At 69.9% G+C, this 23,163-nt stretch carries 21 protein-coding genes; 8 read left to right on the top strand and 13 right to left on the bottom strand.

From position 1 onward, the window contains the following. Nucleotides 1-13 precede the first annotated feature (13 nt). Nucleotides 14-1,339 (bottom strand): AAA family ATPase, encoded by a 1,326-nt coding sequence (locus ACPXCB_RS08180; RefSeq protein WP_425873645.1) that lies wholly within the window; start codon nucleotides 1,337-1,339, stop codon nucleotides 14-16. A gap of 305 nt (nucleotides 1,340-1,644) precedes the next feature. On the opposite strand from ACPXCB_RS08180, the gene ACPXCB_RS08185 reads away from it, so the two are divergent. Then, nucleotides 1,645-2,817, top strand: a complete 1,173-nt coding sequence (locus ACPXCB_RS08185) for a sensor histidine kinase (RefSeq protein WP_425873647.1) — start codon at nucleotides 1,645-1,647, stop codon at nucleotides 2,815-2,817. Beyond that, entirely contained in the window at nucleotides 2,814-3,476 is a 663-nt protein-coding gene (locus ACPXCB_RS08190) for a response regulator (protein WP_425873648.1), read from the top strand. Before ACPXCB_RS08185 ends, ACPXCB_RS08190 begins: the two co-directional genes overlap by 4 nt. Before the next feature lie 51 nt (nucleotides 3,477-3,527). Here ACPXCB_RS08190 and ACPXCB_RS08195 read toward each other — a convergent pair whose 3' ends face one another. Then, on the bottom strand, nucleotides 3,528-3,875 hold the full coding sequence (locus ACPXCB_RS08195; RefSeq protein ID WP_425873650.1) for a DUF6223 family protein: 348 nt from the start codon (nucleotides 3,873-3,875) through the stop codon (nucleotides 3,528-3,530). A gap of 221 nt (nucleotides 3,876-4,096) precedes the next feature. On the opposite strand from ACPXCB_RS08195, the gene ACPXCB_RS08200 reads away from it, so the two are divergent. Further along, entirely contained in the window at nucleotides 4,097-4,417 is a 321-nt protein-coding gene (locus tag ACPXCB_RS08200; protein ID WP_425873652.1) for a GYD domain-containing protein, read from the top strand. Nucleotides 4,418-4,525: 108 nt separating this feature from the next. Here ACPXCB_RS08200 and ACPXCB_RS08205 read toward each other — a convergent pair whose 3' ends face one another. Together ACPXCB_RS08205 and ACPXCB_RS08210 are read right to left on the bottom strand one after the other, a co-directional pair. After that, nucleotides 4,526-5,359, bottom strand: coding sequence for a peptidase (locus ACPXCB_RS08205; protein ID WP_425873653.1), 834 nt, complete (start codon nucleotides 5,357-5,359; stop codon nucleotides 4,526-4,528). Next, nucleotides 5,356-6,666 (bottom strand): VWA domain-containing protein, encoded by a 1,311-nt coding sequence (locus ACPXCB_RS08210; RefSeq protein WP_425873977.1) that lies wholly within the window; start codon nucleotides 6,664-6,666, stop codon nucleotides 5,356-5,358. The genes ACPXCB_RS08205 and ACPXCB_RS08210 overlap by 4 nt, the downstream gene beginning before the upstream one ends. Nucleotides 6,667-6,970: 304 nt before the next feature. Here ACPXCB_RS08210 and ACPXCB_RS08215 point away from each other — a divergent pair, with 304 nt between their 5' ends. Next, nucleotides 6,971-8,041 carry a hypothetical protein gene (locus tag ACPXCB_RS08215; protein ID WP_425873655.1) on the top strand — a complete coding sequence of 357 codons (1,071 nt, stop codon included), beginning with the start codon at nucleotides 6,971-6,973 and terminating at the stop codon, nucleotides 8,039-8,041. Between the two features lie 61 nt (nucleotides 8,042-8,102). Here ACPXCB_RS08215 and ACPXCB_RS08220 read toward each other — a convergent pair whose 3' ends face one another. The 5 genes from ACPXCB_RS08220 to ACPXCB_RS08240 all read right to left on the bottom strand — a co-directional run bounded on the left by ACPXCB_RS08220 (nucleotide 8,103) and on the right by ACPXCB_RS08240 (nucleotide 12,304). Continuing rightward, entirely contained in the window at nucleotides 8,103-8,765 is a 663-nt protein-coding gene (locus tag ACPXCB_RS08220) for a hypothetical protein (RefSeq protein ID WP_425873657.1), read from the bottom strand. Between the two features lie 78 nt (nucleotides 8,766-8,843). Next, complete coding sequence (locus tag ACPXCB_RS08225) at nucleotides 8,844-10,568, bottom strand: HNH endonuclease (protein ID WP_425873659.1); 1,725 nt, start codon at nucleotides 10,566-10,568, stop codon at nucleotides 8,844-8,846. 103 nt (nucleotides 10,569-10,671) lie between these two features. Beyond that, complete coding sequence (locus tag ACPXCB_RS08230) at nucleotides 10,672-10,944, bottom strand: DivIVA domain-containing protein (RefSeq protein ID WP_425873661.1); 273 nt, start codon at nucleotides 10,942-10,944, stop codon at nucleotides 10,672-10,674. Beyond that, entirely contained in the window at nucleotides 10,944-12,014 is a 1,071-nt protein-coding gene (locus ACPXCB_RS08235; protein ID WP_425873663.1) for an FAD-binding oxidoreductase, read from the bottom strand. The genes ACPXCB_RS08230 and ACPXCB_RS08235 overlap by 1 nt, the downstream gene beginning before the upstream one ends. Then, complete coding sequence (locus ACPXCB_RS08240; protein WP_425873665.1) at nucleotides 12,011-12,304, bottom strand: hypothetical protein; 294 nt, start codon at nucleotides 12,302-12,304, stop codon at nucleotides 12,011-12,013. Before ACPXCB_RS08240 ends, ACPXCB_RS08235 begins: the two co-directional genes overlap by 4 nt. A gap of 375 nt (nucleotides 12,305-12,679) precedes the next feature. Between ACPXCB_RS08240 and ACPXCB_RS08245 the strand changes: the two genes are divergently transcribed. After that, nucleotides 12,680-13,393, top strand: a complete 714-nt coding sequence (locus tag ACPXCB_RS08245) for a poly-gamma-glutamate hydrolase family protein (protein ID WP_425873666.1) — start codon at nucleotides 12,680-12,682, stop codon at nucleotides 13,391-13,393. A 107-nt stretch (nucleotides 13,394-13,500) separates the two neighbouring features. Here ACPXCB_RS08245 and ACPXCB_RS08250 read toward each other — a convergent pair whose 3' ends face one another. Next, entirely contained in the window at nucleotides 13,501-15,009 is a 1,509-nt protein-coding gene (locus tag ACPXCB_RS08250; protein ID WP_425873668.1) for a hypothetical protein, read from the bottom strand. Between the two features lie 182 nt (nucleotides 15,010-15,191). Here ACPXCB_RS08250 and ACPXCB_RS08255 point away from each other — a divergent pair, with 182 nt between their 5' ends. Further along, nucleotides 15,192-16,685: a hypothetical protein gene (locus ACPXCB_RS08255; protein ID WP_425873670.1), complete on the top strand. Its 1,494-nt coding sequence runs from the start codon at nucleotides 15,192-15,194 to the stop codon at nucleotides 16,683-16,685. Beyond that, the gene (locus ACPXCB_RS08260) at nucleotides 16,682-17,248 is read left to right on the top strand and encodes a GNAT family N-acetyltransferase (protein ID WP_425873672.1); all 567 of its coding nucleotides are present in this window, start codon (nucleotides 16,682-16,684) and stop codon (nucleotides 17,246-17,248) included. The genes ACPXCB_RS08255 and ACPXCB_RS08260 overlap by 4 nt, the downstream gene beginning before the upstream one ends. A 205-nt stretch (nucleotides 17,249-17,453) precedes the next feature. Here ACPXCB_RS08260 and ACPXCB_RS08265 read toward each other — a convergent pair whose 3' ends face one another. After that, nucleotides 17,454-18,566, bottom strand: coding sequence for a DUF262 domain-containing protein (locus tag ACPXCB_RS08265; protein ID WP_425873674.1), 1,113 nt, complete (start codon nucleotides 18,564-18,566; stop codon nucleotides 17,454-17,456). After that, the gene (locus ACPXCB_RS08270; RefSeq protein WP_425873675.1) at nucleotides 18,559-19,188 is read right to left on the bottom strand and encodes a hypothetical protein; all 630 of its coding nucleotides are present in this window, start codon (nucleotides 19,186-19,188) and stop codon (nucleotides 18,559-18,561) included. Before ACPXCB_RS08270 ends, ACPXCB_RS08265 begins: the two co-directional genes overlap by 8 nt. 260 nt (nucleotides 19,189-19,448) lie before the next feature. Between ACPXCB_RS08270 and ACPXCB_RS08275 the strand changes: the two genes are divergently transcribed. Continuing rightward, nucleotides 19,449-22,568, top strand: a complete 3,120-nt coding sequence (locus ACPXCB_RS08275; protein WP_425873677.1) for a DUF3427 domain-containing protein — start codon at nucleotides 19,449-19,451, stop codon at nucleotides 22,566-22,568. 244 nt (nucleotides 22,569-22,812) lie between these two features. Here ACPXCB_RS08275 and ACPXCB_RS08280 read toward each other — a convergent pair whose 3' ends face one another. Further along, nucleotides 22,813-23,118, bottom strand: coding sequence for a helix-turn-helix domain-containing protein (locus ACPXCB_RS08280; RefSeq protein WP_425873678.1), 306 nt, complete (start codon nucleotides 23,116-23,118; stop codon nucleotides 22,813-22,815). Nucleotides 23,119-23,163: the final 45 nt, after the last annotated feature.

Here is a 23,163-nt window from a genome sequence, read left to right on the forward strand (position 1 = left end):
GGCGGGGGCCGGGTCAGCCGGCCACCGTCGTGCCGGCGAGCAGGGCGAGGATCGTCTGGTTCGCCTCCCAGCCGTCCGGAAACTTGACCGGCACGTCGAGGTGCACGGTCTCCGTCGACGGGTGGGCGTCCAGCAGGTCCCCGATGCCGGCGCGCGCCACCACGATGCAGGCGTGCCGGTGCCGCGACGTCAGCACGCAGAGCCGCCCCGACTCCAGGTGGAACGCGGTCGCGTCGCGTCGCCCCGACAGCGGGTGCAGCACGATCGTCACGTCGTACTCCCGGCCCTGGAGCCGGTTGGCGGTGTCGACGGTGATGCCGGCCCCCGCCGGCCCCAGGTGCGCGCGGATGGCCGCGGCCTGGTCGCGGTGGGCGGCCCCGACGGCGATCCGGTCGGCGGTGACCGGCGCACCCGCCGGCGCGTGCTCGGAGACGGCGACCGCGCCCCGCCGCAGCACCCGCAACGCCAGGGCCGCGCAGGCCGAGGCGGCCTCCGCATCGGTACGCAGGGTCTGCCGCGCCGGCAGCTCGTGCAGCGCCCAGCCGGTGGCCGCCGCCAGGTCCACCGTCCGGTCCAGGGCGTCGCCCGCCCCGGGCTCGCCGAGGCGCAACGCCCGGTCGGCCGGGCCGGTGCCGGCGCGGAACCCGGTGAACGGGTAGAACGCCGCCGCGACCACCGGCGCCGCCGAGGCGGGTAGCCGCCACGACACCGGCAGCCGGTGCACCGGCAACTCCGGGTTGTGCCGCAGCAGCACGGCGACCGCCGACTGCATCGGATCCCAGGTCAGGCCCGTCCAGCGGCCCGTCTCCACCGTCGAGAACGGGTCGAGCTGACCGGGATCGCCGACGAACAGCGCCCGCTCGAACCGCCGGGCCACGCGCAGCAGGGCGTCCGAACGCATCTGGTACGCCTCGTCGACGATCGCCCACGGCCAGGAGCCCTCGGCGACCGTGGCCCACTTGGCGGCCGTACCGATGATGACGGCCGGACCACCGAGGTCGGCGACCTTGGCGGCGACCCGGACCGTCTCGTGGCCCCTGACCCGCTCGGACGGCCGGTAGTCGGCGGCGGAGAGCCGCCCGATGCGCAGCTCGGGCGCCTTGCGCGCCAGGCGGTCGATGAGGTCGTCGACCTGCTCGTTGGTCTGCGCGATGATGATCAGCGGTTCGCCGGCGGCGGCCAGCTCGACGGCGGCGCGCACCACCAGGGTCGACTTGCCGGCCCCCGGCGGCGAGTCGACCACCACGCCGCGATGGTCGCCGGAGCGCAGGTCGGCCAGTACGGCGGCGATCACCCGCTCCGCCTCGACCGCCGGCGGCACCTCCAGCCCGGAACGCATCGATTCCCCCTCCCCACCGATCACCGGGACCCTACGCCTGCCCCACCGCCGAGCGGTGACGCCGTGCCCCGGGTCGGGCAGCGCGGGAAGGCCGGAACCGGGCTCCTACTGCGGGCAGGTGCAGGGCTTCGCCGCGCACCGCCACAGCGGCAGCGCCCACCCGCTCGTGCGCAAAGTCGCGGACCTGTGCGTCGAGTCGCTCGTCGACCGGCACCCCGAGCGACGTTCTGGCACGAGATGTCCGAGCGGATGGCCCCCGCCTGGCGCAAGTGAGTCGTACGGCGTCCGGCACTAGGCTTCGACGCATGTGGACGTCGCGATGGCACGGCCTGGCGGCGAAGGTGGCCCTGGTGCCGGTGGTCGGCCTCGTGGCCGTCGTCGGCCTGGTGGTGCAGGCGTCCGGCATCGACACCGACGCCGAACGGGCGGCGCTGTTGGCGGTGCTGGCGTCCTCCGGCGCGCTCTACCTCCGCCGCCGCCATCCGGTGGCGGTGGGCGTCGTGGCGCTAGCTGCCGTCGGCGCGTACGGCGCGCTGCTGCACCGGCCCGGGCCGATCATGCTGGTGTTCGTCGTGGCGCTCTACACCGTCGTCGACGAGGGGCATCTCGGGGTCGCCGTCGGGCTCGGTCTCGCCTCGGTGATCGCCTTCGCCGTCGCGGACAGCTACCACCGGACGGCCGAGAGTGTGAACGGGGCGACGCTGCTGCACGCCGGTTGGCTCGTCGCGGTCATCGTGGGCGTGACCCGCAACCGCCGGGCCTACCTCGCCGAGGCGCAGGCCCGGGTGCTGGCCGCGGAGCAGGGCAAGGAGGAGGAGGCCCGGCGACGGGCCACCGAGGAGCGGCTACGCATCGCCCGCGAGCTGCACGACGTGCTCGGTCACCATCTCTCCCTGATCAACGTGCAGGCCAGCGCCGCGCTGCACCGGCCGGACCCCGACCGGTCCGCGCAGGCGCTCGCCGCGATCAAACAGACGAGCAAGGAGACGCTGCGGGAGTTGCGCACGACGCTCGGCATCCTGCGGCGGGAGGGCGCGGCGCCGACCGGGCCCACACCCGGCCTCGACCGCTTGTACGAGCTGGTCACGACCGCCGGGCGGTCCGGGTTGGAGATCCGCACCGAGCTGGCCGAGACCCGCGCGCTGCCGCCGGAGGTCGACCTGGCGGCGTACCGGATCGTCCAGGAGGCGCTCACCAACGTGACCCGGCACGCCGGTGCCAGCGCCGTGGTGATCCGCGTCCGACCGGACCGCGACGACGTGCTGCTGGAGGTCGAGGACGACGGCGTGGGCACGGCGGGCCAGCCCGGCAACGGGATCCTGGGCATGGGCGAGCGGGCCCGGGCACTGGGCGGCTCGCTGACCACGGGCCCGGGCGTGGACGGCGGCTTCCGGGTGCGTGCCCGCCTTCCCATACCGCCCGTCCCTGTGTCGGCGGGCCCTCCCGCGCCGCGACCGGAGCCGGGGGACGTGGCGTGATCCGGGTGCTGCTCGCCGACGACCAGACCCTGGTGCGCGCCGGGTTCGGGTCCATCCTGGGCGGGGAGGACGGCATCGAGGTGGTCGGCGAGGCCGCCGACGGTGCCGAGGCGGTGCGGCTCGCCCGGCAGCTGCGGCCGGACGTCGTCCTCATGGACGTCCGGATGCCCGGCCTGGACGGCCTGGCCGCCACCCGGGAGATCGCCACGAGCTCCGACGTCCGCGTGATCATCCTGACCACGTTCGACCTGGACGAGTACGTCTACGGCGCACTGCGGGCCGGCGCGAGCGGTTTCCTGGTCAAGGACACCGAGCCCGCGGAGCTCATCCACGGCGTGCGGGTGGTGGCGCGCGGTGACGCGCTCATCGCGCCGTCGATCACCCGCCGGCTGATCTCCGAGTTCGCCGCCCGGGCCACCCACCCGGATCCGGGGCCACGGCTGAGCGCGCTGACGGAGCGGGAGCGTGAGGTGCTGACGCTGGTCGCCGCCGGCCTGTCCAACGACGAGATCGCGGCGCGGCTGGTGCTGAGCCCGGCCACCGCGAAGACGCACGTCAGCCGGATCATGACCAAGACCCGGGTCCGGGACCGGGCCCAGTTGGTGATCCTCGCGTACGAGTCCGGCCTGACCGTTCCCGGCTGGCTCGCCCGCTCCTGACGGCGACCTCCACGGCGCCGCACCGACCCGGCGCCCCTGGCCGGTCTGCGATCAGGCGGTGCGCCGGGAACGCACCAGGGCCAGCCCACCGAGGACCACGGCGACCAGCCCCAGCACCAGGGCCACGTAGGCCCCGCCCCGCCCGTTTCCGGTGCCGATACCGCTGTCGGAGGTGACCACGACCAGCCCGCCGAGGGCGATGCCGATCAGCCCCGCGGCCAGGGCCACACTGGCCCCGAGCCGGCCGGAGCCGGTGCCGAACCGACCGGCGGGGCGGGCCAGAGCCAGCCCGCCGATGATCACGCCGGCCAGCCCCAGCAGGGCAGCGACGGTGGCCCCGAGGCGCCCGGCGCTCATGGTGTAGGCACTGGGGGCGGCAAGCAGGTGATGGACGTTCATCGAGGATCCCTTCGCTCGCATGACGAGTACAGCCGGCAGCGTATGTACCGGCGTGGTCACGGGTCGTCATGCCGGAGTTGGCGATGGGCCTACCACCCGGGTTGCGGGCGCCCGGCGTGGCGTACTCCCCTGGTTGTCTCGCGCCCTCGTCAACGGCAGCGGGCAGGACTAGTCGCCGGCACGTGGGGTACGCGCGGCCGGGATACGGAGGTGGTGCCCGGATGGCGAGGTTCCTGTTCACGGCGACCTACACGGTCGAGGGGATCAGCGGCTTGATGAAGGAAGGCGGAGCGAGACGCGCCGAGGTGATCCGGGCGTTGGTCGAGAACGCCGGTGGCCGGATGGAGTCCTTCGACTTCGGGCTCGGTCCGCACGACGCGTACGTGATCTGCGACCTTCCCGACCAGCAGACCGCCGTCGCCCTGGCCACCACGATCCGGGCGGCCGGCGGCCTGGACACCCGGATCAACCCGCTGCTGACCCCCGAGGAGATGGACGGGGCGCTCCAGCTGAACATGGCCTACCGGCCGCCGGGAGTCTGACCCGTCGACCCGGACGCGGAGCAGGGCGGGCACGACCCGCTCGGTCATGCCCGCCCTGCCGTCGTCGTCGATCTCGTTCGTGCCCTTGTGCGGTGACCGCGCGTACGGTCAGCCGACGCGCTGGCGGGGGCGGGTCAGGGCGAAGCCGACCACGCCCGCGACGGCGGCCAGGATGCCGCCGCCGATGGTCCAGTACCAGCGGGACGACAGGCCCGGCCACCGCACCCAGTCGAACCAGCCGTCCTCCTCGTCACCGGCCGCCCCCGGGGCCGGCGTGCTGGCGGTCGGATCGCCGGCGAGCACCTTGCCCGGGTTCACCGCCGGGGCCAGGGGCGCCTTCAGGTCGCCACCCTCCGGCTTGGTGTCGCCGTCGGACTCCACCCCGACCAGCAGGCTCACCTCGATCGGCAGGCCCAGCTCCTGCTCCGGCAACTCGATGCCGGACAGCCGGACGTAGTAGGTGCCCGGCAACGGGTCACCCGACCACGGCTCGGCCCACGAGCGCACCTGGCGCAGCTCGCAGTCGAGTTCGACGGTGGTGGCACTCTTCGACGCCACCGGGGTCTGCGCCCCCGCCACACACGCCTGCCGGCGGCGCAGCCCGTCGAAGACCTCGACCGTCCAGGTGGAGTCGCCCTTCCGGCTCGCCGCGGCGGGCAGCGACACGGTGGCCGCCACGTGATGGGTGTCCCCCGCTTCGGCCGTGAACGACCAGTACAGGTAGTCGCCCACGGAGGCGCCGACCCGTACCGGCTGGCCGGGACTGATCCCGGCGGCGGTGAGGAACGAGGTGCCGGCCTTGTGGATGGTGGCGGCCCCCGGCGACGGGGTGGGCGTCTCCGCGCCGGCGGCGGCCGGCAGCGCGACGGCGATGCCGGTGGCGGCGAGCAGCACCGCCGCCCGGCGGGCCGAGGTCAGGGCCGGAGCCTTCCGCATCGTCATCGGGTCCTCCAGACCGCGACCCACCAACGGGTCAGCCAACCAACGATCAACCCACTGAGCAGGCCCGCAAGGATGAGTACGCCCAGCAGGACCCAGCCCCGGCCGAGACCCGGACTGTTCGGGGCGGGCGACGCGTCGACCAGGTCGATGGTCAGTTCGAGCGGCATGCCCGGAGCCTGACCGGCGCCCGCCTTCGCGGAGAACGAGTTGCTGACCACCAGGCACACGACGGTGGGCTCGGGAGCCTTCTCGGTCGAGTCGGAGAAGACGCCACCCTTGTCGTCGTCCGCCGAGTCCTCCTCGTCCTCGTCGTCCGCCGCCGACCAGCGCACGCCGGTCGACAGCACGTCGGTACGACCGCTGCCGGCGTCGTTGCCCCGGACCAGTTCCCGCCCGTCGGTGGCGGTGGCCCGCAGCAGTACGCCGTAGTCCCGGTTCAACGGCCGGTCCAGGCCGATGCTCACCGAGGCCCGCAGCTCCTGCCCCGGCTGGACCGGGATCCGGTACCACCGGTGCTCCTCGAAGCGCTCCCGGTCGGTGTAGACACCGGGGGTGAGCACGGGCGCCTTGGCGCAGACGTCGGTGCCGGCCACCTTCGCCGGCGTCTTCGTGTGCGTGTCCTTGGCCCGTTCGACGATCTGCTTGATCCGCCGGGTCAGATCGTCCTTGCTCTGCGCGGAGGTGTACGTCCCGCCGGTCGCCGAGGCGATGCAGACGAGCTGCTTGCGTACCTTCTCGTTCGGAATGAGGCCGAGCGTGTCGACCACCAGGTGGGTGCCCTGGGCGGCCAACTCGCGGGCCACCTCGCAGGGGTCCGGCGGCGCGCAGGTGTCCTCGCCGTCGGTGATGAGAATGATGCGCCGGGTGGTCTCGCCGGAGCCGAGGTCCTTCGCCGCCTCGCGCAGGGCCAGCCCGACGGGGGTGAAGCCGGTGGGGCGCAGGGTGGCGATGGCGTTCTTGGCCTTCACCCGGTCGACGGGGCCGACCGGTACGAGCTGCTGGGTGTCTTGGCAGCCGACCTTCTTGTCGTCCCCGCCGTAGGTGGCGCCGAGGACGCGGATGCCGAGATCCGTCGTCTCGGGCAGCGCGTCCACGACGTCGTTGAACGCCTCCTGGGCCACGGCGATACGGGAACGCCCGCCGATGTCCTTGGCGCGCATCGAGCCGCTGACGTCGAGGACCAGCTCCACTTTGGGCGGCTCGGCGGGTTCGGTCTCGTGCTCGTCGGCGTAGGCGGGAGGCACGCCCAGTGTCGGGAAGGCCACCAACAGTCCTAAGAGGACCGCTGGAAGCCGTCGTTTGATCATCACGGCGCCGATCCTAGTGATCACCAAGCTCTAAGCCGACCGGGCGGCCTCGTCAATATCCACTGCGGACTGATCGACCTCGTCGAAAGCCACACCCGGGGAATAGGCATCAATTACGCTTGCCCATCATGTCGGCCGCCTCTCGCAGAGCCGCGCCGGACACCTCCGTATCGATGGGTCGCGGGCACGACGGCAGCGGACGGAACACCGATCTGCCCACGCTCGGTCAAAGCTCAAGCCCGCACCTACACCTCCGTTGCCGGCTCGTCGCCGGCCTGACCCGCGTCCCATCGAAGGAGTACCAGTGCCGCTGTACGAGATCGACGGCGACCGCCTGCGCCGGCACGACGCGGCCCGCTTTGCCGCCCTCGGCATCTACGAACGCGACGACCTGCAACGGCTGCTGCGTGACGACATCGCCGTGCTGAGCCCGGACCTGCTCGTCGTCGCCGAGGAGTTCGGCAACTGGGAGGACTCGAGGCGCCGGATCGACCTGCTGGCCGTGGACAAGACCGGGCATCTGGTGGTCATCGAACTCAAGCGCACCGATGACGGCGGGCACATGGAGCTTCAGGCTCTCCGGTACGCAGCGATGGTCTCGGCGATGAGCTTCGACGAGGTCGTCGCGGCCTACGAGGACCACCTTTCCCGGATCCGGTCGGACGAGGACGTCGACGCCAGATCGGAGTTGCTCGCCTGGCTCGATCTAGGAGACAGCGACGAGGCGCCGATCATCTCCTCCGACGTGCGCATTCTGCTCGTCTCGGCGGACTTCGGGCGGGAGCTGACCACCGCCGTGCTGTGGCTCAACCGTTTCGACGGCATGGACGTACGCTGCGTCCGGCTCATCCCGTACCGGATCGACGGACGGGTCCTGCTGGACATCCAGCAGGTCATCCCACTGCCCGAGGCGGCCGACTACCAGATCCGGGTCGGTCGCAAGGTCGCTGAGCAGGAACGGCGAGGCACCGACAACCGGGATTGGACCAGGTATCACATCATCGTCGAGGGCCAGGTGCTGCCGGACGAGAACAAGCGCCGAGCAGTGCGGCTGATGATCGAGAAACTCATCCAGCGAGGGGTGCCGGCGGCGGCGATCGGCGGCGCGCTGTCGCCGGGCCGGTTCCGGCCCATCGAGGGCGAGCACCACGGCGAGGATGAGGTGCGGGTTGCGCTCGCCGATCAGTACCCCGGCGTGGAGGTCAGCCGCTGGTTCACGGAACACGCTCTGGTGCAGGACGGCCGGACATGGGTGGTACGGAAGGTGTGGGGCCGCAACACTGAGCCCACCCTCACCACGCTGCGGGACTCGTTTCCCGAGGCGAAGGTCGGCTTCCAGCGAGCGACTCCCGGCCCCGCTGCCGGGCAGGCGTGACGCGATGGCTGCCGCCGACCTCACCGCCGTCACGGTCGGGCCCTCCGGGGCGGCGTGGCGGTCAGGCGGCGAAGCCGCGCCGGCTCTGGGAGGCGTCACCCGGTAGCGGCAGGTCCTCGACGTGCTGCCACTCCAGCTCGCCGTTCTGTCGGAGCGCCGCCTCGCCCCAGGAGACCCGGAGCAGCCCGGCGTCCGAATTGCAGGCATAGCCGATCAGCAGCACCTTCGGCTCGACGGGAAGCCGCTCGACTGCGTCCCGCAACTCCGACCGGTCGCGGGATTCCTGATCACTGAGCGGCATGAGCGGCAGGGTGTCCTGCTGGTAGCGCGGCGTCGGGCCGTACATGGCGAGCAGGTCGTGGGCGAATCGGTTGAGGGTGCGCCCCGGTCGGACCCGCGCAATCTCGAGGTCGCTCCTGGTGGAGTAGTGCCAGGGCAGCAGGAGGTGGCCCGCGCAGACGGTGATCCTGAACTGGGCACCGGCTGGTCGCAGGTCCGTCACGTCGGGCAGTTCCCGTAGGTGTAGGTGCAGTTCCTCGTACTGCACCAGCCAGCGCACGGACCCGAAGGCATGGTCACTGGTCATCTCGGACGCTTCCCGGGCGTCCATGGCCCGCTCGACCGCCCGCTTGAGGGCCGCCGGAACGCGCTTGCGCAGCGTCACCGCCTGGGCGAACCCGAACTTCTCGATCGACCACTGCGACGGCCCGTCCGCAACACCCACTTCGATCACCCCTCGTGTCCTGTCGCACACGCTCCGACATAGACAATCTCACGGAGATCGATGTCGAACCAGGGGGTCTCACGGCATTCCGGCCACCTCCTGGCGGTGGGCGCGCAGCGCGGCGGCGTCCGGACGGTCCGCCGCACGGATCGGCAGCCGCAGCTCCTCGCCGTGCCAGCTCCCGTAGTGCGCGGCCTCCGCCTTGACCCGGACGCGAAGCTGCTCGTCAACCCAGATCAGGCCCCGGTCGAAGAGGTTGTGCACGTCGGCCCGGAGCAACAGACCGTTGGTGACCCGGTTCGTGGCGGGTCCGTCGTACGGCGAGATGTGGGCGGCCTGGAGGGCAGCCCCGGTGTCGCAGCCGGTGATCGCGCAGCGCCCCCCGTACGCCTCGAGGAGCCTGCGCCGGAAGTCGGCCTGCCCCTGGCGGGCAGTGACCTCCGCGAGCCTCCGGCGGCGCCCCTCGGGCAGGGCCTCGGGTTCCGGCGCCCCGCCCGCTTCCAACCTGTCAGCGAGCCGGTCGCGCTCGGTCGCGCTCATCCCCCGCACGCCACGCACCGGCCCGGCTGGCACCCCGGGCAGGTTCTCTTCGTTGCTGCGCAGATGCCGGGTCAGCTCGGCATCCCACCGGATGGGCACCCGCCACTCCGACCCACCTTCCGTCGCCTGCTGATAGGGGTCGTCCCAGGCGACGCCCGCAGCGACGAGACGGGCGGGTGGCACGGTGGCGTACGCCCAGATCCGGTCGCCGGCGGCGATCTGGTGGTAGCCGGCGGCGAGCCGCAGGTCGACCACCGCGTCGCTGTGGAAGTACTCCCACACATTCCCGGATGGGCTACCGACCGCGTCCACCGGGTAGATCCAGTCGGTGTGTTCGTGCCGGCCGAGCACCGCATCGGCGAGTGGCTGACTGTGCCCTCGCGCGTGCAGGGTCCGGGAGCGCAGCAGTGGTTCGGTGAGGGCGCGGGCGGCGAGGACCACACGCTCGTCCCCGAGCGCCGCGATCAGGTCGTCGACGCCACCGGTGAGGCACTCCTGGTCGGGTCCGGCATCGACGTAGTCCGACGGCCACCGGGTGATGCCGGGATGGGCCGCGCGGAAGGCTGCGGGCGTCCAGCGCGCGTCGACCACCGACTTGCGGACGACCATGAAGCCCTCGGCCCGGGCGTCGGCGGCCGGCTCGGTCGGCTCGTGCAGCACGAACGTCTCCATCGTCTTCATGGAGATTGCCGACAGTCGTGGCGGGTCCGTCCTGGTGCCGGGCAGACAGGAAAGTGCCCAGTGTTCCCGCTCGGTGGCCGCCGCGTCCGGCACGACCGCGTCGAGGTAGGCCCGGTTGGCCACCACCACGGAGTCGAAGTACGGGAGCTCCGCCAGCCGCGCGAAGCGGCTCGCGGCACCCGTGGACGTGACCCGTTGCCCGGGCAACAGCTGGTTGAAGCGTGGAGCGATCCGGGTTAGCAGGGCCTCCTTGAGCGCCTTCGGGTCATCCGTCTCCCGCCACCTGATCTCGCACCGGCCGAGCCATGCGGCGATCTCGGCTGTGCTCGCCTGCCGGCCGAGTTCACCGTCGAGCAGCTCGCCGACCTGCTTGTGCAGCACCGACGAGCCCCGGTTGCCCCGCAGGTGGGCTCGGAGTCGTTCCCGAAGAGTCCGCCCCGTCTCACCCACATAGACGATGTCACCGTCGAGGATGACGACCTGTGTTCCGGGCGCGAGCGGTGCCCGGTCGGCCGTGTCCCGGTTGAACGGCTTCGGTTCGGTGAAGGTGGCGAGCAGACCGTCGAGAGTGGAGTCCGGCATCCCGGGAGGCTACCGAGCCCGAAGGTTCTTCGTGGTTGCCCGGGCTTTCCCGGGACCCCCAAGACCAGAGCCACCGGGCAACAGCCGCCCGAATGGCGACCGTTCACCGGGCGGCCTGCCGGGCACGCGAGCGCTCCTCGGCGTGCCGGGTCTGCCAGGTGCGCAGCGCCTCCTTGATGCGGTGGTTCTCGGCGCGGGTGAGGTCGAGCTGGCGGTTGCGGTCGCGCAGCTCGTGGGCGAGGCGGCACAGCAGGGCGTCGACCTCGTCGACCCGGTAGCCGCGCCGGCCGAGCGGCGTACGCGGCAGCGCGACGTCCAGGACCCGGTCGGGGGTGAGCGGACCGGGCAGGACGTGCCGGCTGCGGTAGACGGCCATCAGGGCACCAGCTCCGCCGGCAGGTGGATACGCTCGGCGGGCACCCCGACGGCGAGCAGCCGCAGTCGCGCGCCGGCGAGCATCGGGGGCGGGCCGCAGACGTACACGTCATCCTCGGGTCGATGATGGTCCAGGGCGATGGTGAGGGCGTCGCCCTGCTCGGCGGGCTCGGCGCCGGGGTCGTGGCTGAAGGCGGGCACGACGGTCAGCCAGTCGTGGGCAGACTGGAGCTTGTCGAGGGCGGGTGCGTCGTACAGGTCCGTGAAGGTGCGCGCGCCGACGACCAGGGTCACCCGACGGCCGCCGGGCGCGGCGGCGACCTGCTCGACGAGAGCGCGCAGCGGCGCCAGCCCGGTGCCGCCGGCCACGAGCAGCAGGTCCCGCCGCGCGGACGGGTCCAGGCACAGCCCGGCGTCGCGCGGCGGGCCGAGATGGAGCAGCTCGCCGGGGCGTACGTCGTGGACGAGGCGGTGGGCGACGGCCCCGGCGGCGACGGCACGGACGTGCAGCTCGACGGTGCCGTCGGGGCGCGGGGCGTTGGCCGGGGAGAGCCAGCGCCAGCGGCCGGGCCGGCGCGGCGTGCAGACGGGGACCGCCTGGCCGGGCCGGAAGGGCAGGCGCTGCCAGGGGCGTACGGTCAGGATCGCGATCGTGTCGCACGGCCGGTCGTGGCCGATCACCTCGGCGGGACACCAGGCCGGGCCATCGTCGGCGCGGGCGGCGGCGCGGCGCACGGCCTCGTCGGCGCGGCGGCCGGCGTGCTCCCAGGCGTCGGCGAGCCGCGGCGTCCACAGCGGGCGGGCGCGCCGGGCGACGGCGGCGAGCAGCGCGTCGCCGATGGTGGCGGCGTGCGGCAGCAGACCATGCCGGCGGTACGCGCGGCCGAGCACCGCCAGCAGCGCCGCCCGCCCGGCCGGGTCGTCGCCGCCGACCGTGAGGCGGCCGAGCGCGGCGAAGAGCAGCGGCGCGTCCCGCTCGGGGAGCAGACCGGGGCGGCGGTCCTCCAGGGTGCACCAGAAGTCGTCGGCGCCCCGCTCGACGGCTGTCTCCCAGGCGGCCACGATGGTCACGCGCCCACCTCGCCGGCGAAGGCCCGGTGGGCGCGGGCGATCCGGTCGTCGGGCACGTCGAGCGCCCAGAGCACCCCCGCCAGGTAGTCGACGATGCGCCGGTGCTGCTCCTCCGACAGGCCGAACCCGCGCCACGGGTCCTCTCTTGGCTGGCCTTCGAGGGCCGCGTCGAGGCCCGCCGCCAGGTGCGCGCCGAGCCGCTCCAGGTCGACCCCGATGAGGTACGGCGACAGCTCCGCGTCCGCCACCACGAGCCGCAGCCACCGCCCGACCACCTCCTGCTCGCTCACGCCAACTCCTCGAGGGTGTAAGGAAGGTGCCCTTGTTAACGGATTCGGTAGAGGAAGGCCCCTTGCCAACGGTTGGAGTGGCGCCGGGGTGGGCGGGAGCGGAGCTGTGTCGTTCGGGGATCGACGCAGTTCCGGAGCCAGCACCCGCCCCGGGCCATACGTCGACCTTCGCCTCCGGCCAGGGCTCCCGGTATGCCGCGATCACCGTGAGGGCGATACACGCTGTGCATGCGGTTCGTCACTCGTCCGCCCCGAGCGCGGCTGCGTGGTGCCGAGGACGGCACGAACACGCACTGCATGCACCGTGCCCGCGCAGAGTGACGTCAGTGGATAGAGTCGACGCGGCGAGATCAACGCGACCACAAGGAGAATCCCTTGAACAGACACGTGCGATGGATGCTCAGTGCTCTCGCCGTTCCGCTCGTGCTGATGACCGGGTACGGCATCGCCCGGGTGGACGACGCGCCGACGCAGCAGGCAGCCGCCGCGGTGGGCAGTGTGGGCGAGTATCCGTCGATGACCGCGCTGCGCAAGGTCGAAGAGGCAGACGTCGCCTACGAACTCAGCTGGAAGATCACCAACTCACCGCTGATCGTCGTCGCCCCACACGGCGGCTCGATCGAGTCACGCACCAGCGAGATCGCGAACGCGATCGCGGGCACCGACCACACCCAGTGCCAGTTCAAGGGTCTGCTGCCGGCAGGTCAGAACTTTCCCCGGCTGCACGTCACGAGTGAGAACTGGGACGTCGAGGAGTGCCTGATCCTGATCGGCCAGCGGACCCACGCACTGTCGGTGCACGGCACGGCCAAGGCGGGCAAGGTCGTCTACATCGGCGGACGGGATACCGCCACCGGTGTGGAACTGGCGACAGCCCTTCGCGCCGCCGGTTTCAGCGTCGTCCAGCCCGCGCCTGCGGACATCGCCGGCACGTCGACCGCGAACTTCGTCAACAAGGACGCCGACGGCGCCGGCGTTCAGCTTGAACTGACGTACGACCTACGGATGGAGCTGGTCCCCGCGAAGGACGGGGCACCCTCGGCGCGCGGGCAATCGTTCGTTGAAGCCGTGCGAAGCGTGTACGCCTGACAGGCGACTGCCTCGACGCGACCCTGACCGCAGGGGCAGAGCCAGATCCATCGGTCGACAGCACAGCGGCATGGCCAGCCAAAGTCCTCCAGCTACCCACCACTCGCTCAGGCGTACGTCAGGGCGAGCCGACGGTGTTCAGGGTCGTCGGTGCGCTTGGCCAGCGCGCGCAGCTCCGCGGAGGCAGTGGCGGAGTTGCGCGCGCACCAGTCGCGCAGAAGAGCGGCGGCGGTTTCCGCCGGGCTGCCGGTGGCGGTGGCCACGACGACCTCCGCGGTTTCTTCCAGCAACTGGTCGATGGTCGGCACGGCCACGCCCTGTTCGCGCAGGTGCCCGGCGAGCAGACCGACGCCCAGGGCGGTCAACCCGACGACACCGCCGTCCGTCTCGACCGCGCCGAGCCTGGCGAGCAGGTCGAGCAGGCGGTCGGTGTCGTTGTCGGCGAGCTGATGCCAGCCCCGCTCCTGCTCCTCGGTGCCGGGCTCGAACCCCAGCCCGTCGCAGGCCACCTCGTAGGCGAGCTGCCGCAACTCGTCGATCGGCGTCGGCTCCGGCGCGACGAGCAGCGCCATCGTCACGGCGAACACGGCATCGTCGAACCGCCACCGCAGGACCGACTCGGCCCACCCGCTGCCGCAGACCGCCCCGCCGAGCTCGCACAGCCCGTCGAAGGCCCGTCGGGCCAGCGCGAGCGGGTCGGCCAGCGTCTTCGCCGCGCTCTTGACCGGCACCAACCGGCCCTTCACCACCCGCACGACGCGGGCCGCCCGAGCCCAGGCGACGAGCACCGTGAGCCCGTACAGGTCGTCGCTGCTGCGCGTCTTGAACACCCGGTCGCCGATGACGGGGTCGATGACGTCGCCGGTGTCCAGCAGCGCGACGAGTTCCCGCGCGTCGGCCAGCCGCAGCCTGCCCGTCGTGGTCAGCGTCCGCCCGTCCCCGAGCCACCGCACCAGTTCCCCCAGCTGGCGTACGACCGGCGTCCCGGCGGCCAGCTCGCGAAGCGTGTCGTCGTCGGGCACGGCCACCAGTGGTAGCGGTGGGTGCTGGTCGGAGTCCTCGGCTTGCAGATGGTTGGCCATCACACGGTGTAGCAGCGCCTCATCGACGGCGATGCGGCCCGCATCCAGGTCCGCGATGAACCGTTCGGCGGCCACCTGGTCGCTGGGGTCGACGCCCTCAGCGAGCATCCGCACGGTCCAGAACTTCGCGAGCCCGTACCGGCTCTGGTCCGCCATCGCCTCGTCGAAGGGGGTGGCGACCTTGTCCAGGAGGCCGTGCAGCAGGTGCCGGTCGGCGCAGTGTCGGTCGGCGAGGTCCTGCTCGAAGAGGAAGTCGACGAACGCACCCACGGTCGGCACGACCTCGGCCCACTCGTCAGGTGACAACGTCACCTGACGGGGAAACCAGTCGAGCAGTGTCTCCTCCAGGTCCTCGGGCTGCCACCGTCCGAGGAGCCCGTCACCCGCCGACCAGCGGTGCTCCAGCAACGCCTCGATGACGAACAGGTCGACCGGCCGGCGGTGCTTGCGGGCCCACCGGTCGAGCTTGCGCACCAGCCGCTCCCGCGCCGGGTAGAAGGCGTCGGGGGGTGCCGAGGTGTAGACCATCCGCATGACGACCGACCCTACCGGCGGCGCCAGCCTTTGCCGGGAGGGACGGCCACGTGGACCCGACATGACGGCGCGGGGATCGTCGATATGCGTCCCACGCATACCGGGAGCGCTCGGAACAGATTGAATGGATAAGCTCTACGGAGCGCAATCGACACAGCCACCCGCGAGCGGCGAGGTTGCCGGTGACACACGCGAACTGCCCCCGGTGCGGCGGACGACTGGCCCGCGACAACGACAGCGGACGCTGCGCGCCGTGCCAGGCCGCCGAGCGCGACAGGCTGAGCGCGCCGCCGGTGGTGCCGGCGAGCTTCTGGGAGCACGAGCCGGTGCGGCGGGCGCTGGCGGAGCGGCACCTCGGGCGGGTCATCCGCGCGTACCGGTGCCATCCGTACCACGGGCGAGCCGCGCTGCCGCAGACCGTGGTGGCGGGGTGGCTGGGGATCACGCAGGCGCAGCTCAGCCGGGTGGAGAACGGGCCACCGCTGGTGCACCTGGATCGGCTGACGCACTGGGCGCAGTTGCTCCGGGTCCCGCCCTGCTTCCTGTGGTTCAGCCTCCCCGCCCGGTTGACCGAGGTTGCGGAGCACGACGCCGTGCCCGTGAAAGAAGCCGGACCGACAGCCCCACCGGCACTGACTGATGCCTGCATCGCGGGATCGACCCAAGGAGGTGGCACTACGGACCGCCGACAGTTCCATGCCCTCGCCGCGCTCGCGGGCATTGCCGCGACCGGTTCCCTCGACCTGCTCGCCGCACCCCACAACGCGGCCCGGAGCATCGGCATGGAGCAGGTACGCGCCGTCGACTCGCTGGTAAACGAGTTCCGCCGCGCCGACGCGGCAGTGGGTGCCAACCGGCTCTGCGACACCGCCATCCGGGTGCACGCCCAGCTGTCGGCGGCTGCGGCGAAGGCCACCTACAGCCGAGACGTCGGCGAAGCCCTCCAGGCCACCCTCGCCGACCTGGCCATAGAGACAGCCTGGCTCACCATCGACGCGAATCGCCGCCCGGAGGCCAGGGCCTACCTCAATGAGGCGATCACCAGAGCCCGCTTCGCCGATGACCCTCGGATGGAGGTACGCGCCTTCGCCCACCTTGCGCTGCTGACCTGGCGGGACCGTCCAGGTGAGGCGCTGCACGCCGCCGAGGCGGCGCTCCGGTCCTCCGCTGGGTGGGGCACCCCGCGGCTGGCCACGCTGCTACACCTCCGTGCCGCGAGCACCTACGCCACCCTGAACGACATGAGCGGTTTCCACCGGGCGATGAGCAGAGCACGACGGGAGTTTGAGCGTGGTGTCAGCGAGGACGACATGCCGTTCCTTCACTTCGTCACCGAGCAGGAGCTGAAGGGCATCGAGGGCCTCTCCTACCTGGCCCTGGGCAGGCCCGAACGCGCCGCCAACGCCTTCCGAGCCATCACGGAGAACCCCTCCCCTGTTCTCCGGCGCAATCAGATCTACTACTCGGTTCAGCTCGCCGACGCCGCCTCCCGGCAGGGCAACCTCGACGAGGCGGCATACACGGCGATGAACCTGCTACCCGACATTGGTCGGGTGAGTTCGGGGCGGGTGAGCCTCCACCTCGCACAGCTCCGGTCCAGCCTGGGGCAACCACAGCGGGCGACGGCCGCGACCCGGCAGTTCGTCGAGGCCTACGACCAGGCGGTGCACGCATGATCGAGAGCTTGGACCTGCGGCACCACACCGCCGAGCAGGCGGCCGGGCTCATCGACCGGCTCGTCGGGCTCTACCTCAAGGTGTATGCGGACGGCGGCGAGTTCCACAGCGAGGACCGGTACCGCCGACAGCTTGCCGGCCACATGCAGCGCGCCTGTTGGGATCTCGTCACCGCCACGGTCGACGGCGAGTTGGTGGGATACATCTACGGGTTTCCAATGCCCGCCGAGACCGGATGGTGGGGCGGTATCCACGAGCCCGTCCCGGCCGGGTTCACCGACGAGGACGGGAAGCGGACCTTCGCCATCAGCGAGCTGATGGTGGCCCCTGACTGGCGCCGCCGAGGAATCGCCAAGTCGTTGCATGACGAGCTACTCGCTGGACGTACCCAGGAACGGGCCACTCTCCTGGCAGAGCCAAACAACGCCCCCGCCCAAGCCGCGTACCGAAGCTGGGGCTGGCAAAAGATCACCGCGCTTCGTCCTGGTTGGGAGCACGCACCTACATATGACGTCTTGGTGAAGCAGATTTCGCCGGACCGTTGGCCTTCCGCTTGCGTATGACGAGGAGACGGAAGACACACCCGGACTGCCCCGGTGCGGCAGCGGGTCCGCGCCGATGGCAGTGGGCGCTGCGCGTTGTGCCAAGCGCCGAACGGGATAGGCTGAGCGCACCGCGGGCGGTGCCGGCAAGCTACTGGAGCACCAGCCAGTTCGGCAGATATTGGCGAAGCGGCACCTCAGAGGCTTTCAATACGCAACGGCTCGTTCAGCTCTCGAGCTTCCTCGAAAGTAAAGCTCCTAGCTGCTGGGAGCGAATTCGACGCGACCCCAAATCGGACGAGTTCCGGATACCTGACATATAACCTTCGATGGCCTTGTCGACTTCCCCTGGCGCCATTTCCAGAATTACCGAAAGAAATGTAGTGAGGTTGGCACTCTCACCGTTATCGCCGTTTCGCTTCTTGGCCGATACCGCACGCTGGAATAGGTCCAGAATATCTCGAATTTGCTCCGCCCGGACCGGGTCAGCATTGCCGAACTTTTCTCGCAGACCCCAAGAAACATGCAGCAGCGTGAACATATCGACGATGTTCGACCACCTGGTTCGACCCGCCCACTTAATAGTATTCTTCAGGAACGTCAGTAGCGCGAGGAATTCTATCGAACGATCCTGGTAGTCTTCGAAGTCTGCGGATATTTTGTCATAACGCTCGTCAAGTTCGGTCTTTTTGTTGGACAGCCCGAAGATGCAGGTTCCGAATACCTCGGCATAGAACTCCAGGTCACCACCTCGCTTGCGTCGTTCACCACTGAAAACTCCGGACACCGAACTTATTGGGTGTGCTACACAATCCTTCAGAAAGTCATTAAAAGGGCCAGGCAACAGAGCATTGCGGAGCTCTTGCTCCGTTAGCACCATATTAACCCTGTTGACGCGGGCGAAAACTGCGCGCACAAACTCATCGGCCAGGTTCGACAGGCGCCGAATTGGAAAACGATACTGGAAAAACTCTTGACGTACGTCGTCGGGGAGATCCGTGAAATACAATCCCTCGAACTTCTCCCTCAACTTTTCGTCCTCTAGCCCGTCCAGCGGAAACTTGTTGTTCAGAAACCCAAGCAGAGAGGTGAGACGCTGCTGACCGTCGACAACGGAAGCCTTCTGCTCGCCTTCCGGCGAGGTCTCGTAAGCAAGATAGATCTCCGGAATTGGATATCCGAGAAGAATGGTCTCCATCAAGGACACTTTGGCCCGCTCGGGCCAAACAGCCTGGCGCTGATATTCAGGCTGAAGGATCAGTTCGCCGGACTTATTCAGCGACCGGAATTCGGCCACAGTTTTCGACTCGATCTCGAACTTAAGCCCGTGATCAGTCATTGTGCACGCCCTCCTCGATCGCACGATTCCGCGCGATATTCACGCTTTTCACCTGATAGACCCTGAGTGACTTATGACTACGATACAGTCGATAATTGACTTCGCAATTCATGAACGCCTCGCCGAGATCCTCGATGAAGCTATCTCGCGACCGTGACCACCGCTCACCGAAAGACAGGCGAGGCAGTATAACATCGAGGGCAATACACTCTTCGAAAACCAATTTTCGGAGATAGTTTTTCTTGCTTGCGAAGAACTCGTCTTCAATTATGTCCCGTAGCTCACCCCACGCTTGATCGAACAACTCCGGCGAGATCACCGCGATGTCCAAGTCCGAGCTTTCATGGAACTTTCTAAAGTTCTTCTTTGGGTTGAGCGAATAGCCCAAACGGGCGCTTCCGACTAGCTGGACCGACATCGGGTCGACGTCAAGTTCGGTTGCAACCCGATGCCGCCATTTGATGTAATTGAGTTCGTGAGGCCAGGCTGCGGGTGTCCCGTCGAACAGACGGGCAGTTACAAAGTAGTCAACTTCCTTCCCTAGAGAACAAAACTCCTCCCAGAATTCGGGTAGTCCCGAAATATCGCTCATGCTCTCCCCAGCGAACATCGAGCTACGCACGTCACTAATGCGCCGCACTGGCTGGCGAATGGCCGTCGGACCATCCGCGATCTTCCATGAATTCGCGCTTAGAGCCTAGCGTGTCTTTCTCATTCGATCGCGCTCGCATCCGGCAGAGACCAGGGCCCGACAAAGTCGCGACGCTGCCCGAACCCGCCAGCCTAGGAACCGAATTTCTGCTGGTCAGCCAGACGTAGCGCGACGCAGCGTCCACCCAATGACAGCGGCCTCCCATCACATCGAGGAGGGCCGAAATTGTCATGGATCCGACACCGCTAAGGGACAGGCACAGCTACCTTGCTGAGGTGACGGATCTTGAGCGGGGCCTCTACGAGCACCTCATCACCCGTGAGCTGGCCTCCCGCCTCCAGCACGTCGACCCCGCCCACATCCAGCACCACAAGCTCGACCCCGCCGACGCCCCCGACGCCCTCGCCCGTCACATCGCCACCCTGGCCCACCGCGCCCTGCAAGCCGTCCCCAACAGCGACGACAAGCTCCGTCACCAGATCGAACTGGCCAACCGCATCGCCGACGCCATAGCCGCCGAGAGCCCACAGGCGTCGACGACACACGACCAGATCACCGACGCCAGGCACCTTTTGCACTCCATCGCCGCCCCACCCACCCCACCGGCACAACCAGCCTTCCCCCAACGCCCCACCACCCCGCTCTCCACCGGTGCCCTCCTGGTCAACGGCCGCCACCAGCCCCGCATCGGCCACGAGGTCACCCACGAGATGGCATCGGCGGAGCAGGTCGACCTGCTCTGCGCGTTCATCAAGTGGTACGGCCTGCGCATCGTCGAGCCCGCCATTCGCGAGCTGATCGCCCGGGGCGGCAAGCTGCGCGTCATCACCACGACCTACCTCGGCGCGACCGACCAGCGGGCCCTCGACCGGCTCGCCGAGTTGGGCGCCGAAATCAAGGTGTCCTACGAGACCAGGACCACCCGGCTGCACGCCAAGGCGTGGCTGTTCCGCCGCAACAACGGCATGACCACCGCGTACGTCGGATCGTCGAACCTGTCGAAGACCGCGCTGATCGACGGCGTGGAGTGGAACGTGCGCGTCTCCAACGTCGAGCAGCCGCACGTCATCGACACGTTCACCGCCACGTTCGAGGACTACTGGAACGACCCGGCGTTCGAGGACTACGACGCCAGCCGGGACGCCGAGCGGCTGCGCAACGCCCTCAGCGGTGAGCGGCGCGAGGACTCGCCCACGCAGATCGCCAACCTGGACGTGCGGCCGTACCCGTACCAGGCGGAGATCCTCGCCGACCTGGACGCCGAGCGGCAGGTGCACGGCCGGCACCGGAACCTGGTGGTGATGGCAACCGGCACCGGCAAGACGGTCGTCGCGGCGCTGGACTTCCGGCGCCTGCACCGCAACAACCAGGTCGACTCGCTGCTCTTCGTCGCCCACCAGGAGCAGATCCTCACCCAGAGCCTGGCGATGTTCCGGCAGGTCATGCTCGACGGCAGCTTCGGCGAAACCCTGGTCGGGGGCAAAACCCCGACCAGGTGGCGGCACGTCTTCGCCTCCATCCAGTCGCTGCACCGGCGGGAGATCGACCCCGAGGCGTACGACATGGTGATCGTCGACGAGTTCCATCACGCGGAGGCACCGACGTACGCCCGGCTGTTGGAGCGGCTTCGGCCGCGCGTACTGCTGGGGCTGACGGCGACCCCCGACCGGGCCGACGGCCGCGATGTGCGGCGGTGGTTCGACGGCCGCGTGGCGGTGGAGCTGCACCTGTGGGAGGCGTTGGAGCGGCAGTTGCTCGCGCCGTTCCAGTATTTCGGGCTGCACGACGACGTAGACCTGTCGCGGCTGCGCTGGAAGCGCGGCCAGGGGTACGACCTGGGCGAGCTCGACGGCCTCTACACCGGCAACGACGCGCGGGCGCGGCTGGTGCTGAAGGCGGTACGCGACACGGTCGACGTGGACCGGATGCGGGCGCTCGGGTTCTGCGTGAGCATCGCCCACGCCCGGTTCATGGCGGAGTGGTTCACCCGGCACGGCGTGCCGTCGGCGGCGGTGACCTCCCAGGTGGACCGGCCCGTGCAGCATGACCTGCTGCGGGAGTTCAAGGCCGGCAAGCTGCGGGTGCTCTTCACCGTGGACCTGTTCAACGAGGGCGTCGACCTGCCGATGGTCGACACGATCCTGATGCTGCGGCCTACCGAGAGCGCCACGATCTTCCTCCAGCAGCTCGGCCGAGGGCTGCGCCTGGACGACGACAAGCCCTGCCTGACGGTGCTCGACTTCATCGGCGGGCAGCACGCCAACTTCCGCTTCGATCTGCGCTGGCGCGCACTGACCGGGGTCAGCCGCAGAGAGATCAAAGAGGCGGTCGAGCAGGGCTTCCCGTCGCTGCCCAGCGGATGCCACATCCAGCTCGATCCGGTCGCCCGCAAGGTCGTGCTCGACAACCTGCGTACCGTCATGCCCACGTCGAAGAACGGCCTGCTGGCGGAGCTGCGGCACCTCGGAGACGTCAGCCTCGCCGGGTTCCTGCGGGAGACCGGCGTGGAGATCGAGGACGTGTACCGGTCGGCGACCGTCGGCGGATGGACCGGGCTGCGGCGGCTCGCCGGGCTGGAGTCTTCGACGCCGGGGCCGGACGACCGGGAGTTGGGCCGGGCCATCGGGCGGATGCTGCACGTTGACGACCCGGACCGGCTGGACCTGCTGGCCCGGGTGGCGGCGGGCCAACGGCCGGGCGCCGGGCGGCTTTGGGACATGCTGCACTTCGACCTGTGGGGGCCGAACGCGCCGCTGACCTCGCGGGACGAGCGGCTGGCGCGGCTCTGGGCCGAGCCGGCCCGCTGCGCCGAGCTGCGGCAGGTGGCCGAGGTGCTGCGCGAACGGATCCACCGGGTCACGCCGGAGCCGCTGTCGGCGGAGGTGCCGCTGCGGGTGCACGCCCGCTACAGCCGCAACGAGGCGTGCGCCGCCTTTGGCATGCCGAACCCGGGTTCGTTGCGGGAGGGGGTGAAGTGGCTGCCCGACGCCCAGGCCGACCTCTTCTTCGTCACCCTGGTCAAGTCGGAGGCGCACTACTCCCCCACGACCATGTACGCCGACCGGGCTATCACCGACAGCCTGTTCCAGTGGGAGTCGCAGAGCACCACGTCATCGGCTTCGGCGACGGGGCAGCGCTACATCCATCACGCCTCGCACGGTTCGACGGTGCACCTGTTCGTACGCGAGACCCGGGTCGCGGACCGGGACCTGGGCGCGCCCGCCTACCTCTACGCCGGCCCGATGACCTACCGCGAGCACACCGGCGACCGGCCCATGCGGATCATCTGGCGGCTGACACACGCCCTCCCCGCCGACGTGTACGCCACCGCCCGCACCATCGCCGCCTGAGCCTGTGAAGCTATCCGGCTGGCACGATCTCTCGGACCAACGCCCGCATCCGGGTGCGGTCGGCGATGCTCGGCAACTCCTGTTTCAGACCTGCCGCACCGGACATGCCGAAGAAGCGGTGCAGTACACCAGCGTGACTCCAGCTTCGTTCAGCGCTTGCCAGACAGATGTCGATATAAGCATTACCCGCCGTCCTTGAGTATTGCTTATACATGTCCTGACCTGACGACATGGCCCGGAAGAGTCAAACGGCGTCGGCCTTCGGAGCGAACCTGACGTCCAGCTTCCTGTTGAGCGCCCGTGCGAGACGTTCCAGGACCGGCAGGGTGGGCACGGTGCCGCCAGCCTCGAACCGGGCCACTGCCGACTGGGTCATTCCCGCAGACCTTGCCAACTGGCTCTGGCTCCATCCCTTGTGTTCCCTCAGGAGCCGCACCTCCTGCCCGAGCTCGAAGGCGATGCGCGTCGCCTCGTACGCCTCGGCGGCTCCGGGCTCCGCCATCCGGCGGTCACGCAGGTCGTTCCAGTCGACGCGATCACCCATCGTCATAGCGCTGATGCTATGCCGTGGACTCCCCGACCTGCACGAACTCGA

The sequence above is a fragment of the Micromonospora sp. DT62 genome, from assembly GCF_049847285.1.
In the GTDB taxonomy this organism is placed as follows: Bacteria; Actinomycetota; Actinomycetes; order Mycobacteriales; family Micromonosporaceae; genus Micromonospora; species Micromonospora reichwaldensis.